The sequence below is a fragment of the Collinsella sp. AM41-2BH genome (genome assembly GCF_003468085.1).
Lineage (GTDB): Bacteria > Actinomycetota > Coriobacteriia > Coriobacteriales > Coriobacteriaceae > Collinsella.
The window spans coordinates 84,877-101,360 of record NZ_QSGH01000005.1; the positions used below are offsets into that span (position 1 = coordinate 84,877).

The following is a 16,484-nucleotide window of genomic DNA, read 5'->3' on the forward strand; positions in this document are numbered from 1 at the left end:
TATGAACACGAAAATCCGAATCGCAACTACCCGAAAATCCGAATTTGCTACAGTGGAATAGAAGAATCAGAAAGCAGGACCTGGAAATCTGCGGGGGCGGCTCATGGCAGGCGAGAGGCTACATCGGGACGGATACATCCCACGTATCGTGGATGCGCAAATCGAGCGCTACCTTCGTGTCTTTGGCGCGGTCGAGATTGCGGGCACCAAGTGGTGCGGCAAGACGTGGGCCGCGCTTGAGCACGGGGCGTCCGCCTCGTATGTCGACGAGAATCTCGACCTCGCGCGTGCCGACCCGGCGATGATGTTGCTGGGAGACCGTCCGCATATTATCGATGAGTGGCAGCGCGTTCCCCAAATTTGGGACTACGTTAGACACGAGGTTGACCGCACCCGGGGCACGCGCGGCGCCTATATCCTCACGGGTTCCGCCACGCCTGCGTTTGGCTCAAAGGCGGAGGCGCCCGCGCATAGTGGAGCCGGCCGCATCGGTCGCGTCCGCATGCACCCCATGACACTTGCCGAGACAGGTGAGTCCAACGGCAAGGTGAGCCTGGCGGGCTTGTTTGAGCATCGTTTTGAGCCCTGCCGGTGCAATGGCGATACACCGGGGCTTGTCGAAGCCGCTTGCCGCGGCGGCTGGCCCGAGGCGATCGATATGGTTTCGGCTGACGCTCAGCTCATCGCCCGAGAATATCTCAACACCACGTTTTCGAGCAGCTTTCCGGCGGTCGGTCTCGACCCCGATATTGCTCGTCGAGTCTCCGCATCGATCGCGCGCAATCTGGGACAGGCAACCACGTATAAAACGATTCTTATGGATATGTTCGGTGCCGAGGAGGAGCCCGCAGCGTTTGCCGATGAGACCAAGGTGCGCAGGTACCTGGATGCCCTCAAAGGCATGTTCATTCTCGAGGAGGTCCCCGGTTGGGTTCCCGCCGCGCGCGACAAACGGCGCTTTACCGTCAAGCCCAAGCGCTATCTGGCAGATCCGAGCCTTGCTTGCGCCTTGCTAGGTATGTCCTTGCAGGCGCTGCTTGCCGACTGGCAGACATTTGGTCTGGTGTTTGAGAATTTGGTCATACGCGACCTTTCGGTCTACGCACGTTCGCTCGACCTGCTGGATAGCACGCCCGTGCGCTATTATCGCGACGATTCGGGCCTTGAGTGCGATGCTATCGTGCAGCTAGCCGACGGACGGTGGGCCGCCTTTGAGATTAAGGTGAGTGAAGATAAAGCGAGCGCCGGCGTCGAGAGCCTCAAGCGCGTTCGCAAGAAGGTCTGTGGAAATCCTCGTTCACGCACACGCGAACCGGAGTTTATGGCCGTGATTGTGGGGGTGGGTGAGTACGCTCGCGAGGTCGAGGACGGTATCTACGTGATACCCGTGCGCGCGTTGGGGTGTTAAGGGGCGGCACGCCGTGTGCCCGCTGCCCGGTGCTGCGGATTGGTGCAAGTGGTCAGGTTTGTTTGCACCATGTCCTTGGCATATGGAAGAAGCTGCTATTCGTAATCTTTAAGACATCATTAAGGCTTGCGCTGTGGAGCAAACCGCAGGTCAATGCTATTCTTTTACCTTATCGTATGGTGTTGTATTCTGCCTGAATTCTCTACCTGCGAACAACGGATAAACGCGACCGAGCGGAAAGGATGGCACGCCCGCTAGCAGGGCAAACGTAAACGATGAGTGGCATGGACCGACATAGCGAGCTCCAGCAGCACAAGACGGCGGCCGAGTACCGCCAAGCTGCCGACGAGCACGTGCGGACCCTCAAGGATTTCTGGAAGGATTTCCTGGTGAGCGGTCTGTTTGTGCTGGCCGCCATCGTCGCCATCTTTGCATGCCTGGCCTGGTTTGCCGCGAATAACCGAGTGAGTGCCACGGGGAGCACGATCGCGGCGAAGGGCCCGCGGTTTGTGCTCTCGGGAACGCAGGGCGGCACGGCGGGTAAGTACGACACTCAGGACAACTACGCGTCGGACAGTACAAGCCTTGCCGTGAACAATCTTTTCAACCTCAATAACATGAGCACCGATGGCGGTCTCTCTCCGGGGTCGGCCGGCCAGCTCCAGCTCAACGTCAGGCCGCTCTGCAATGACCTGCACGATATCACGGTGGAGATGACCTGGGAAATTTCTGTTCAGACGAGCGTTGCGGGCACGGGCGGCACTGCTGCGGATGCATCGAAAAACGAAGAGATCATCAACTCGCTTAAAGATTTGGTGCGCGGTCATATCCTGGTTTTTCAGGGCAAAGATGCCTCTGGCTTTTACTCGAATCCGCTGGTCCCCACGACCACCACGGTGACCCAGGACGGGGCCAGCGTCACCGTCATTACGCAGAGCTTTACCATCCCAAAGTCGAGCTTTTACGCTGCGGACTCAAATAGCACGACCGAAACCGTCACCAAAACCCTCTACTGGATTTGGCCGGAACAGTTCAAGAGCTATGTTCGCACGGGCAACGCCGGCTACGGTGGCAACCTTTTCGCTAACACAGGCGACGAGGGGGGATACACAACCCTCGTCGGCGACATCAACAATAACCACGCGCGCTATTTCCGCGCCGATAGCACGAGCGTGCCAGGTCAGGTGCCTAGCGCGGTTCCGCCTGTCGGAGCCGGCATGTCCTCTGCGGATGTGGAAACCTGCGCCAGCTACTACAACAACGCCGACGAGATTATCGGCAAGAACGTCAAGTACATTCGCGTGCGCTTCACCGCCAAGGAGGCGGATAAATAAATGGACGAGCAGCTTAATGCCCGCGAGCAGGGCGATATCAAACACAACGAAGGAGCGGCAAACCCCGGCGGCAACGGGTTCGGCTCGCACGGCGAAGCGCGTCCGGCTGGCCGCATCGAGCGCATCAAGGCTTGGGTGAGCGACCACCGTCGCGAATCCCTGGCCATCGTGGGTCTGGTGGCCGTGCTTCTCGTGTTGCTGGGATTGACGCTCGGATGGTTCGTCGATGCCAATCGCGGCTCCACCGTTGGCAAGATCAAGGAGCCGGCGGAGCTCAAAGTGCTGGGCCCCAACGCTACGGCAACAGAGCAGGTCGACCTGAGCTACAACCCCGAATACGGCGATACCAAGACCGGCAACACGGTGACGCTCAAGCGCCCGTTTTGCGTGCAGACGGGCGGCGACGGGTTTGAGCTGCAGCTTGCGAATACGACCAACATTATGGGTCTCACTATCGAGCTGTATAAAGCTGAGGATACGGGCCTAGGTGATGCTCCCGACGTGAGCGGCACTGCGGGCGGCAAGCCCTATAGCTGGAAAATGTATGAAACGGATCTGCTGAAGAGCTTCACGCCCATCGAAGACCCGGGCGAGGGCGCAAGCGACCCTACATTCAAGGACTATCAAAACGTCCAGCGCAACGCGCGCCCGCTCTACCGATACAAGAAATTCGGCAAAAGCGAACTCAACGCCAAGACGCTCGACGGCTCGACTGGCAACGACACGCTCAACTTTATCATCAAGCTTTCGTGGGACGAGAGCGCCAAAGAGACCGACGTGATCTATGTGATCGCGCGCAACACGAGCGGTATGTAGGAGAGGGGGCGCACATGGAGAAGCAAGGGAGGCAGCGGGATGCCGAGCGCGAGCAGCTGGCAAAAAGCAAAAGCCTAGTCAAGAATAAGCTGGTTGTGGCGGCAATCGCACTTGTTTGCGCCGTGGCGCTCGTGACGGGTGGTTACTTTACCTATTCCGCCTACACCGCCAACGGATTTCTAAAGTCCGTCGCCGCAACGGGCACCGCGCAGAGCCTGTTTGCGAGCGATTTGCTCACGGGCTATATGAGTGCGCCTAGCAACGACGACCTCGACCGTGCCCAGCGCTCCGTTACGGTGTATCCCAGCAGCGGACAGTGCAGCTTCACCTTTAGCATCTATAACTATTTGCTGAGCAACAGCAACTTCTGCAACGACAAAAACGTGACGTACACCTTGACGGTCGAGGGGCATGGGCTCGATGGCGCCACGTGGAGCTATGAACCCCAGCCCGGTAGCAGCGTCACGCTTCCGGAGAATCAGCCCACCAAGCACGACTACACCGTGACGTTCCCTGAGGACAAGTTGGGACATACCTACTTTGTGATTAGGGCGACGGTGGTTTCGGGCGATAGCCCCGGCACCGAGCTCACCTGTCTGGCGGCGAAAGTCGTGCCGTCAAAGAAGGCCGAGGTCAAGACCGCCGCGGTTGAGGGTGCGCTGGTTGACGAAACAGATGAAAATACTTTTGCTGATTATGCTGCCTGCAACTACCGCGTAACGGTCACGGGAGCACCGACAAGCGTCACGCTCAAGTGGGGGGAGCACGTGGAGATCGACCCGTTCTTCCCGATCAACCATAGTGCGACGGTGGATACCGCAACTCGCACGGCTACGTTCACCATGGAGCCTGGCTCGATGATCGTCAACTTCTACCGAGTGGACGGCAAAACGCCCGATGACTGGAAAAAGCTGGGTATTAGCGTAACCAAAACCCCCCAAACGCGCACGACGGAGACTCAATAACTCTGGAAACAGAGTTTTTAGGATAAGAGGTACGGAATCGATGAGAACGGCAAAGCGCATACTCGCAGAGTTCATGACGGTGATCATGGTACTCCAGGCATGCTCGCCCACGGTGGCCGCCGTGGCGGCCGGCTGGCAGAACATTTCGAGCGAGATTGCCGCCGCGTCTGCGGAGGCATCGGATGCAGCCGAGAGCGGCGAGACCAACGGCGACGCCGCGAATGGGTCTGGGGCGAGTGATGCTGGTGCAGCAGGTGGCGGTGCCCAGGATGGTGCCGCGAAGGACGACGCCGCAACGGGCGATACTTCCGATAGTGCCACGGGTTCCGATTTCGCGGGCGACCAGACGGAAAGCGATGATACTGCTGGGGATGCCGCCGCTGACGATGCCGAGCAAGACGCAGATGATGCAGCTTCGGAGGATGTCGCAGCTCAGGCGGATGCGACGATCAATACTCTGGACGAGCTTGTTAGGCTGCTCGAGGCTAACGGTGCGGAAAGCATCGAGTGCAAAGACGATAACAGCGGAATCAAAAGCCTCGATGTCAAGTTGTCGGCGGCGTTTACCATCCTGTCCAACGCCGACGCTTCGCTTTACTACGATGCGCAGATCAAGAGCATCATCACGGGCGATGCGAAGCTCACCGAGACGGCCAAGAACGGGGCAAAGAACGATATGTCTTTCCAGGGCTTTGGCAGCGATGAGCATCCGTTTGAAGGCAGAATCTATAGGTCTCTGAATGGCGTTGATAGCCCTGTTGAGCTTACGGCTAACCGGACGGTTTTTAATAACCTCAAGCTGACTGACCAAAACAAGACGGTCAAGATAAAGTGGATAGGCGCAACTACCTATAGCGCGCCGATGGTCGCTACGAAGGTCAGCGGTGCGGAAAACAGCAAAGAGAGCAAGACGCTCAACGCGTCGGTTGACATCGCGGATCCCGTTGATAAGAAGGATGATACGACTTCCGCCTTGACGGCACCCCTCCTGGGTGAGACGACGGGCAACCTTACTGCGAACGTTACCTATCGCCTCGCTGGTCCCCGAAAAAATCTCAAGGCGAATGCGACGGGCAACATTGGCTTGATTGCCAATACGGTCGAGAACGGGACCTTGACGGTTGAGTCCGTCACGTTCCCCAACGATCTGGCCTCGGACGGAACCGTCGAAACGAGCTCTGGCAACGCTGGCCTGCTCGTAGGCGAAGTTAAGGACGGTGCGACCCTGAGCATCGGCACCCTGACCAATGTTCCCACCGCCACCGTCCAGTCCACGAACGGCTCCGCCGGTGGCGTTGTGGGCCTCGTTGGCTCGAGCACGGGTGCCATGGTCAACGTCACGGAAGCTCTCGACCTACACGCGCTCACCGTCAAGGGCACCACTGCCAGCGGCGGTTTTATTGGTAAAGCGACCGTGCTCACACTGGGCGCGGATAATAAGCAGATTGGGTGTCCTCTAAATATTGGCGACGAGAACAGCGCTTGCTCTGGTGGCGTTATCGGCGACGTGAGCTTTGCGCAAGGATTTGCCGTTACGTCCAATATGTTCGACCTGGGCGACCTTGTGACTCTTGGTGCGTCGCAGCGCGCCGGCGCTCTTTTTGGCATGGCCGATATCTCTAATGGAGACATCGTGGTGCAAGGCGGGACGTATAAGAGCAAACTCGCCTTACCAGAAGATGTTAGTGTCAACGGCAGCTACGGCGGCCTTGTCGGCAAGGTGTTCGCGACGAAAACGGACGACGACGGCGCTTTGCGCGCCTTTGTTGTTGAAAAGGATGCAGATAATAAGAATACGTGCTTAATTGAGTTTGACCTTGCGAGCAAGTTGTCCGACGCGGGCGGCGTTGTTGGCTATGTTGGCGATAGCGCAAATCCTAACTCGCAGCCCGTTGCCGTTGTCTTCAACGGCGTGACGGTTGCGTGCAAGGGAGATGCTTCGGCGCGAACGGGTACCGGAAAGTTCGGTGGCGCCGTGGGCGTTGTCGATACGCGCAATGTCCTTGACGTGCGAGATTTCAAACTTACAAGCGACAATCCTATCGGTAAGGCGCAAAGCAACCGTGCCGCGGGAATTGCGGGATCCGCGTGGAATGCTGTAATCAAATTCAGCGGCATCACGGATCTGTCGGGCGCAAGTTTTGGCGAGAACGCCACGACGGGTCAGCTCGTATACGAGAACCACAACGCGCTGATCTTCGCTGCCGGCAATGGCTCTAATGGTGATCTGGGAGACAAGGGCGCTGCGGTCTGGACCTTCAAGCGTAGCAACTCAGCCTCAAAGACGGACGACATCGCGACCTACGGTGAAGTTGTTCGTCTGGGCGACTTCATTAAGCTTGATGCGGACACTCATAAGTTGACCTTGCCGGATTCGCTGACGGCAGCTAACGGTGCCTACGCCCTAACCACAGCTGAGGATTTCGCCAAGCTTGCGATTACCTGGCAAACCAACGGCTACTACTCAATGGTCGAAGGCGTTGCCGAAAACAACCTGAACGGCTTGCAGTCCTCGACCATTACGGTGAACGGCACTATTGATCTCAAAGGCACGGGCCTGACGGGTTTCACGCAGGATCGTGCAGACGGCTCGCAAGTTTTCTCGGGAACGTTGAACGGTGGCGGCACAATCAATCTTGCCGTCGGCGAGGCGTACGGCAAGCGTGGTGAAGACGTGCTCGACGGCAATAACACGAGCAACGGCAACGGCAAAATCTACCGCCACGGCCGCTTGGGCTTGTTCGCGGCCGTCAACGGTGCAACCATCTCCAACGTCACAATCGCTGGCTCCATGAAGTTCGATAACGGTTCGGCTATCGATGCCGGGTCGCTTGCGTGTGCCATCGTCGGCAACCTGTCATTGTCTGGCGTAACGTGCAAAACGAATATCGCGTGCGATGATACGTTTGCCAATGACGTGAACATTGGTGGTATTGCGGGCGGCGTGTTGGCGGCTTCTACGGTTGCGTTTAAGGATAACAGCAAGGCTCAAGCGACCATCGCTGCAACTAAAACGCTTAACGGCAATAGTCGCATTGGCGGCGCCATTGGTTATGCGGGCGATTATGGCTCGTCATTCAATGTTGCGGGCCTCGAAGTCGCCGGATCAATCGAAACTGGCGATTGCGCCGGCGGCAAGATTGCCCAAGTCGGTGGTCTTATCGGCTGCATCGCACAGAGTACCTACAATGCAGGGACAATAGCCAACTCAGCTGATAAGCACGTGAACATTTCGGGCCTTTCGTTCAATTCATTCGAAATGAAAGTCGGCAGGAACGGCGATAAGCTCAATGGCACGGGTGGTTTCTTGGGTTATAGCTGGGGCAACGCGGTCGTAACTATCGGAGATGAGAGCATTAACAAGAATGAAAACTCCTATGCTCTGAAAACGACCAACGCTTCTATAACCGCGACTGCGGATGATTCCAAGGAACTCGGTGGTCTTGTATACGCCGCGAGCGGTCACTGGATCATTAACAACTACGCCATCGATCTCTCGGGCACAACCATTAAAGCGGGCGCCGCTCAGACGCTCGGCGTTCTAGTTTGTCGTGGCTGCAAGGTGGATAATAAGACGACATATGGCGTCGAGAACTACATAGGTCTGTACTTGGAAGACAAGGCTTGTTGGGAGACCGCCTATAGGGTGCCTAGCGGCGAGGGGGCCATCGTTGCACCGGGCGTAACGTCTTTCGATGAATGGGTTGGCAGCGGTGTAAAACCAAGCAAAGGCAGCAAACTCATGGACGCCGGCTGCAACGCGGTCGTTTCGCTGCACACACGGAATGACAAGCTGGACATGGACGGCGATGCCACAAATGGCAACAGCTACCAGAACCGCTCGACTTTCGGCCAAAGTCACAAAACGAACGGCAATACCCGCTACTTCTACAACCTCGACGGAGCCTATGATAGGTGTGAAGGCGGCTTTAGCGGCGGCCAAATCAATACGGCGGACAAGCTGCTCTTATGGTCTGCTTTCTGCTATGCTCCCGCCGGTATTCGTTCGACAATCGTTCCCGATGGTACGACAGGGCTTGATGGTTCCATAACCATAACCGGCACAATCGATTTGGCCGGCTACAGCTACTATCCCACTCAACCGATCGGAGAGGTGACGGTTAATAATGCGGCCATCACCTTCTACTACTCCAAGATCAAGGCCGAGCAGAATGGCAACAAGCTAAATTCCGATGCTACCCAGCACGAGAACATGCACTGCGGTCTTTTTCGAACGGTGGCAAACGGCGATCTCACAGTAAGCAACGTCGCTTTGGGTGGTACCGTTGGGCCCGTTATCAATGACGGAAAGAGCTCTACTGACGCTATTGGCGCGGGCGGAAGCTCATCGGGCGCGCTCGTGTGCCGCTACGTGTGTGGGTCCAGCGACGGCAGTGGCACCAAGATTAGAAAGATCTCAATTGATGATCTTACGCTCAACAATCTGATTGTCGACGGCGCCAACAGCGCCACGGACGCTAACGCCTATATGCCTCTGCTCATCAACGAGATGCAGAAGTACGTGAGCCTGAACGCGAAGAATATCAAGACTACTGGGTACACGAGTGGCACCAAGGCGGCTACGTCGCTGTTCGGAAAGCTTGGTGTAGGCAGTGAGGCCGATCAGGTGACGGCAAAGTTTGAGCGAATCAGCTTGCCCAGCCAAAATAGCAATACGATTTTCACCCATGCAAGCCTGCTGGAGAGTTTTGGCTACAAAAGTACGGGCACGGGCTCTGCGGATTACACCTTTACTAAGGTCGAGGCCAATGCCGGAATGGTGACGTACGGAAGCGAAATCGATGCCGAGAACAAGGAGTACTCGGGCAAGCAGCTTTGGTATTACGACGAAGCGACGTATGGTGCCGTGAGCGGCTATGTGACGGTTGATGGTAAGAAGGACGGTGACGTCAGGCCTTGGTTCGGTGACTACCTTCCTTATGTTTACAAGGGAAAAGCCACCGAGGATGGCGTCCAGTATCACGAAATTAAAGTCAACCAGCGCATTCCAAAGCTGGTAGAGGGATGCGGCACATATGGCGATCCGTATGCCGTTAAGGACGCGGCGGAAATGAACGCCATCGCCAACTATATCAACAACCAAACCGCGCTCGACGGCTGGGAGGTCACCATTGTCGTCGACCAGAGTACGCTCTGCAATCGCCGTAGAAACAACTCAAATGACAATGAGATTACGTACGTCTATAAGCAGGCGAACGACGCCGGGGAGAAGTGGGAGAAGAGGACCGGCGATAACGCCACTGATCATTCGGCCACGCTTTCCGACGATATGATGCACCGCTATATCCAAAGTGCGTACTACAGTATTGAACCTACCGAGGGCAATACGATTACTCTCGACGGCGCATCGTTTGGCGGTTTTGGAAATAGGGCCAACCCGTTTAGGGGCGTCATCGTTGGCAACTTTGGTAGTGATAATAAAAACGCAACCATCAAGATAGAGAATAACAAGGGTTCGCTTCGCGGCCTTATTCCCTATAGCTACGGCAGCGTTGTGCGCAGCCTCAACATCAACTATGTGAACGCGTCGGCGACTATTACTTATTCTGCCAAGGATTCCGACGGCGTTCCGACGGCGTTTTTCGGTGGCGTTATCGGCTGTATTCTTGGCGGCGATAACATTATTGATGGCGTGGTCGTAAACAATCCAAATAACGGCTCGACGACGTACGATTTTACCGTTACCGGTAGCTCGCATCTTGTTCCCATCGGCGGTTACGTCGGCGCCATTGCGGGCGGCGGTGTGATCTTCCGCAACACGGGCGACTCGTGGCGTGGCGGCACAAAGGAAAAGTTCAAACCCGTTGCGGAGGGTGGCGCAAACTACGGCCTGTACGACAACCCCTACGTCGGTCGTGTGATTGACGGCTATGCCTTTAGCGAAGGTTGTGCCCGTACCGTTGATAACGGAGACGCTAACTACAAGATCAACGAGCTCACAAAAAAAGGAACCTCCTGTGTCACCACCACAGGCACCGACAACAAGTACCTTGGCACTAACGCCGAGGCTCCTGTGACCATGGTAGAAAACGCCCAGGGCCTTTTGGTGCTCTCGGCCATTATCAGCTCGGGTGCGGGTGCTGGCGCGGCACATACCAACTACTCCAATAATGGCGTGTTCCGCGGTTCCAAGGCTTACTGGGGCAGCGATTCGCAAGACCCGGCGATATGCGGCTACCTGTTTGGCAACAAGGAATATGGCAAGGTACGGAATGCTAGCTACGCAAATGTGGGCAAGCCTGAGAGTGCTGCCGGCGATTTCGAAATCGCCAAAAACGACGACCAGAAGGCCCCCGGCAAGCAGGGGTGGCACGGCCCGCTTGACCATGATGACGATGTAAATTCGCCCTACCTGGTGGCGTCCTATGCTGCCGACTACCAAACGGGCTATGTGTGCGCGTCGAAATCGATCGGCATGAGCTTGGAGTTCAAGCAGGGCGACACCTACGATATGACCGGCTACGGCACGGGATACGTGGGCCTCAGTGGCCGTTACTATTCCAATGCTTGCAACTCGAACGAGGCGGCCACCGACCGCGACCGCATCACGCCGCACGTGGCCACGATCGACGGCAACGGGGCCACCATTACGGTGGGTACCAAAGGCGCCGCCTACGGCGTCGTCGAATATGCCGATGACGACTATAAGGTCTCGGGCGTGGGCGGCCTTTTCAGTACTGTGATGTTCACCTCAAGCTATGTCGCCCCCAGCGTCACCGCGAACGACGGCGCGCAGGTCAAAGACCTCACCTTTAGCAACTGCAACGTAGCGCTCACCTATATCGACACCAACGGCGAAGCCAAACCAGGAGGGGCGCCGAACGACCTTACCGGTGCCGGCCTTTTGGCGGGTGCAACGGCCAACTACGACGACGGCACGTGCGGCATCTACTGCAACGTGCAGATGAAGAACTGCACCGTGTCGGGCGCAAAGAGCGTAGGAGGGCTTCTTGGCAGCTCGGGCCGCGCCAGACGAACTACGCGCGAAGACAGAACCTATATGGTCGAGTTCAGTGACGGGTGGGGCCCCGCGTATCTCTATGACTGCTCATACACTGGCCTTAACGTCACGGGCGAGAAGAATGTCGGTGGCTATGTGGGTACGGTCGCCTCGGCGTGCGGTGTGTGGACAACCGCAGGCACAGGGGTAAGCGAGAAGACTGTTGCCGCGAACTCGACCATAACCGCCACGGGGACAACGCCCTACGTGGGCGGTGTGCTCGGCTATGCCAAATCAAGCGATATCTCGGTCAACACTAACGTCGGCACCACCGAAGCGGTCTCGTCGAGCAGCACGGCAGTTATCTCTGGGGTAAATGTGCTTGCTACCGGGGAGAACACCGATACGTGCATGGGCGCCGGCGGTGTGCTCGGAAGCGCCTATAGCGGAGTTATTTCTATGAGCAACGTGCGCATTGATGGCGGAGACGGCAGCAAGAATGCCCTCATCGGCGATGAGACCGGAAAGAACACGACCATCCGCAATGCGGGCGGCTTGATTGGCGAGGTTACGACCAGCATCTATAGATCCAACGTGTACTGGTTCGAGGGCTGCAGCGTCGAGAACATCGACGTTGCCGGCACCAACCAATGCTCAGGTGGGCTGATTGGCTACTTCTACAGCAACGATGGTATAACTTGCAACAATATCGCGATTGAGGGTGCTGCGATCAAGGGCAGCTGGAGCGGTGGTCTGCTCGGTGCGATTCACAACGGTTCCGACGTCATCAACGTCACCAACACAAGGGTATCCAACACCACGTTTGGCGGAACCTCCAACGGCGGCATTGCGGGCGACGGACGTGGCCAGTTCCATCTGGTAAACGTGCTTATGGATGGCAACACCTACAAAAAGGACGCTAAGCAGGGCGTGCTCTTGGGCGAGGTTGACACAGGGGATAATCGGTACAGCCTCTCCGCAGCAGGTGTGGACGTAAAGCCTGGCGACGGCAAGACCACGAGCGACCTGCCGCCGATGGTTTACACGACCAATGCGGCTGCGGTTAACAAGAAAACCTACATCGCGTTCGGCGACTATAAGGACACGCTGCGCGCGCCCGACGAGGGCACCACGCTCTACGGTGCGGACGATACCGCTACCACGGCGGCAAGCCCGTACGTGACCACGAGCCCCGTGAGCACGCTGGCGGTGCGTGCCTCCGACAACGACACCACCGACCGCTACCTGTTTGGCGACGGCGCCGCCATCGACACCGCGGCGACCATCCAGAGCGAGGCGGCTGCTGGCGTTGATGGCCGCTACACCTACACCAATATCGGCGGCATTAATGACAACGGCGCCTATCAAAATACCTCGAGCTACGATGCCTCATCCGTGGCGAGTAAGTTCAATTCGAATAATGATACAAGCAGCAACCAGGCCACAACAGATTTCCCCGTTTTGGTGATCTCTGGCAACGACAACACGACGGTCAAGAGCTATCTAAACATCGTCACGAACGGCGGCTTCTCCGACGCTTGCAGATTGAATAACGAGAATGGCACCAATCCGCACGTGACGGCCAAAGCAGAGGTGTTCCAACTCAAGGATGGTGTGTTCGTTAAGGACGATGACGCGTCGAACAATCCCACACTTCGTGTGGTGAACAACGGTAAAAAGAACATGTCGTTTAGCCCAAGCTCCGATTGGGACAATGGCAAAGGTCGCTTTACGCTCCTGACCGTTACCTTTACCGAGGCGGGTCAGAGCTACAACGTTCAGGTGCCGATCATCGTTAAGCGCAAGCTCGAGATCGATTTCACTGCAACGTATGATTACGGCACTCAGTTTAAAGAAAGAGACTACGCTAACCTTGGAAAAGATGCACACGTGCTTACGAGCTTTGGCGAGCCGATGACGGGTCTGCTTACCTGGACATACAATTCTGCTAATGGGAAGGAAGTCGACTTTGGCTGGGACAGCTATATGGCTGCCGGCGGCTCGATGAAGGGGCTCGGCAAGAGCATCCTCTTCAATGGTGCCGACGGAAGGTTGCCCCAGGGCACCCAGCTTACGCTCATCGATGCGAACGTTGATGGCAAGGCCGGTGGCAGAGAGTACCACTATACGGTGGGCGAAGGCGGAGCAACGAGCGTTTCCCTGAGCGGAAATGCGGGCTTTGAGGATTCTGCGGGCAATCCATATCAGGAGCGATGGCTGAGCGAGATTTTGGATGTGTACGCCGAAAAGGATGGCGCCGGCACATGGGCCGAGTGTAATAACGAGGCAGAGGCGACCGCTAAGGCGAAGATCGGAGACAAGTGGACGCTGTTTAAGGTTGCGGGCGCTAACGTTCCCAGCAACAAGCGCTATACGCTAAAGGTACCTAAGGAGAAGGATACCGGCAGAGAGAAGCGTGCATCGGAGAGCGTCTACCTAGTTGTCAACGTGCCCAAGTCGGGCGACGGCGTGACGCAAGCTAGTATCAACGGTTTTACGGCTTCGTCTATTGACTCGAATTCTTCGGGTGGCCGCATATCTTGGAATCTGCATCATGTTTTACGCACCGATGGCAGCGACGATATTCAAAACAGTACGGCATCGACATACAGCATCTTGTCCAATTATGAGCAGAATGTAGTCGACAAAAAAGATGGGGCGTGCATTCCGGTTTCGAAGTCGGAGGACGGTGCCGCCTACGTTCTTTCTCTCGATGTCATGGATACGGTTACGTTTAGCCCGAGCCAATACTATACAGAGAGCGACCATCTGTTCTATCAGCTCGATACATCGCTGTGTCGCTATGGCGCCAACAACAACCTAATGGGAGTAAGCAGTTTCCCGAGCGGAACTTCGGCAATTGCGAAGTTCTATGTTGCCATCGGCAATCAGAACTACAGGTGGAGTGGCAGCGATTGGGAGCCGTATGACGCTTCGACGCCTGCGTTTACACAGATTGTGACGGATACGGGTGATGACTCACTGAGGCTCACGCTCGACCATGACCTCGCCGGAATCCGCAAGATCGCAACGGACGGATCCTTTACCGTGCATACGGTGGTGGAAGAGATTCGCCTTACGCCGGACGGCTGCAACAAGGTTATCTCCCTGTCCAAGCAGTCTGGCGAGGACGCCTGTACCAAGATGTCCTATACTGCCAAGCTTTCGACGCGTAAGGAAGGCCTTAATACCTCGAGCCTGACGCAGACGAAGCCCGGTAACGTCGGGTACTATCGCATGGACACGGGTGATACGACCATTACGCTTTCTGCGCCAGATAAGTCGCAGCTTGGTATTAACGTGGACGACCTACGTCCGATCGCGAATGGCACGATTGGTCTGGGTGCCACGTATGAACTGGGTGGACTTAGCAACGCCGCCGAGGCAATTGCAAATGCCGACTCTGTTGTGTACACGCTCGAGCTGCAGCGCCGCGGAACCGACGGCACGTATGAGAGTGTAACGGATGATATCTCCAACTACGTAACAGTGACGGAGAGTAAGCTTGCCGCGGTCGCTCCCTCCGGTAGCACGATCACCTTCACTGACTCGAAGGAGAATGGCAAGTTCAAAACGCAGAACGGTAATACGACGTTTAGCCTGCCCTTTACCGTTAAGGTCAACACGCAGGTTGAACAGCGTGAGCAGTTCTACGCGAACTATCGCTTGGTGATGACAGCGAGCCTGGTTAAGGGTGACGTGGCGAGCGCAAAGCCTCAATCGCCCGACTATGTGACCTATACGCTCACGAGGGTGAACCTCAACGGCATCGACCACTAGTTCCGAAGCCAACTGGCTTCGCAAAGGGGGCGGCAACCACCCGGTTGCCGCCCCCTTTCTAGTCTGCGCGATCCCAGTCTTGGACTCCGCTGGACAGTTAGTTCAGATACGTATAATTCCAGACCGGAGCAGGCGCATCCGGCGCTCGTTTTGGGGAAGAAAGGGGCTCAAAACTAGGGTTCGGTAGCTATCTGGGCTCGATTTGCGTGCAATGGGTCGCCAAAGAACCCTCTCCGGGGACCATAGCGCAGCTTTATCAGCATAGAAAAATACGTATCTGAACTAACTGTCCAGCCGCCGTTGGAGAAAGGAGTTTTAGCTTTCCCGACCCCTCCACCAAGCTTTCCAACTTTCCACTTAACTTAACACCTAAGGTGGAAAGCTGGGTAGAAAGCTGGAAAGTTAAGTGGAAAGCTGGAAAGTACGCGGAAGACTGGCATGCTAGCTCACAGGCTAGGAGGGGCTAATAATTACGCAAGCTATACCGAGCCAAACAAAAAGATACCAATCTGGTTGGTAAAACACCGTCAATGAGCCGCGAGCCAGCTAGCTGGGTAAATAAAACCTAAAGAACTGTTGCAAATTAATGGCAAATGCCCAGATAGCGAAATTGCGATTTTCAATTAACTGTTACGTGCAAACAGCAAAATGCTACTATCTAACATGCACGTAAGAAAGCAGATTAACGGTTAAGGCTAAGAAGTGGCAGGTATGTCAGAAGCAACTAGGACTCGCACGCATGCGCCCGAGGTCAGGCAGCGCGCCGTCGAGGTCCTCCAAGAGGGGGTCGGTCATCGTGCCCTCGCCGCGGAGCTCGGCATTCCCCAGGCCACGGCTCGTCAGTGGGCCCGCGCATACGCCGTGGGCGGTGCCGACGCCGTGCTTAACGCGGGTTCGCATCACCGCACGTATTCGTACGACGTCAAGCTCGCCGTGGTAAAGGATCGCCTGGAAAACGGCCTGACGGTTCGCGAGGCCATGATCAAGCACAAGATCCCCAGCGAGTCTTCGGTCAAGGCCTGGTGCCGCCAGTATCGCGAGAGCGGTGAGTCCGCGCTGGCCGATAAGCCGCGCGGTCGCAAGCCGCGCGTTAAAAAGGCGAAATAGCGAATGGGATGGTGCGCCCACAGGGGCGCATTTTTCTTGCCGCCCCTCTGCTCCAAAGCGGACGCGTCCTTGCCCCGTACGCTTAAAACTCCCCAGTTGACCGAAAACCTGCC

At 56.5% G+C, this 16,484-nt stretch carries 6 protein-coding genes; all 6 read left to right on the forward strand.

Annotated elements, in window-relative coordinates; all coding sequences use genetic code 11:
• The first annotated feature begins 103 nt into the window (after window positions 1-103).
• On the forward strand, window positions 104-1,408 hold the full coding sequence (locus tag DW899_RS03965; protein ID WP_117800066.1) for an ATP-binding protein: 1,305 nt from the start codon (window positions 104-106) through the stop codon (window positions 1,406-1,408).
• Between the two features lie 284 nt (window positions 1,409-1,692).
• Window positions 1,693-2,742, forward strand: coding sequence for a hypothetical protein (locus DW899_RS03970; RefSeq protein ID WP_128620718.1), 1,050 nt, complete (start codon window positions 1,693-1,695; stop codon window positions 2,740-2,742).
• Complete coding sequence (locus tag DW899_RS03975; protein ID WP_117800068.1) at window positions 2,743-3,558, forward strand: hypothetical protein; 816 nt, start codon at window positions 2,743-2,745, stop codon at window positions 3,556-3,558.
• Between the two features lie 14 nt (window positions 3,559-3,572).
• Window positions 3,573-4,523: a hypothetical protein gene (locus DW899_RS03980; RefSeq protein WP_117800069.1), complete on the forward strand. Its 951-nt coding sequence runs from the start codon at window positions 3,573-3,575 to the stop codon at window positions 4,521-4,523.
• Window positions 4,524-4,563: 40 nt separating this feature from the next.
• The gene (locus DW899_RS03985; protein WP_117800070.1) at window positions 4,564-15,264 is read left to right on the forward strand and encodes a hypothetical protein; all 10,701 of its coding nucleotides are present in this window, start codon (window positions 4,564-4,566) and stop codon (window positions 15,262-15,264) included.
• A 711-nt stretch (window positions 15,265-15,975) separates the two neighbouring features.
• On the forward strand, window positions 15,976-16,371 hold the full coding sequence (locus tag DW899_RS03990) for a helix-turn-helix domain-containing protein (protein ID WP_117800071.1): 396 nt from the start codon (window positions 15,976-15,978) through the stop codon (window positions 16,369-16,371).
• Window positions 16,372-16,484 lie beyond the last annotated feature (113 nt).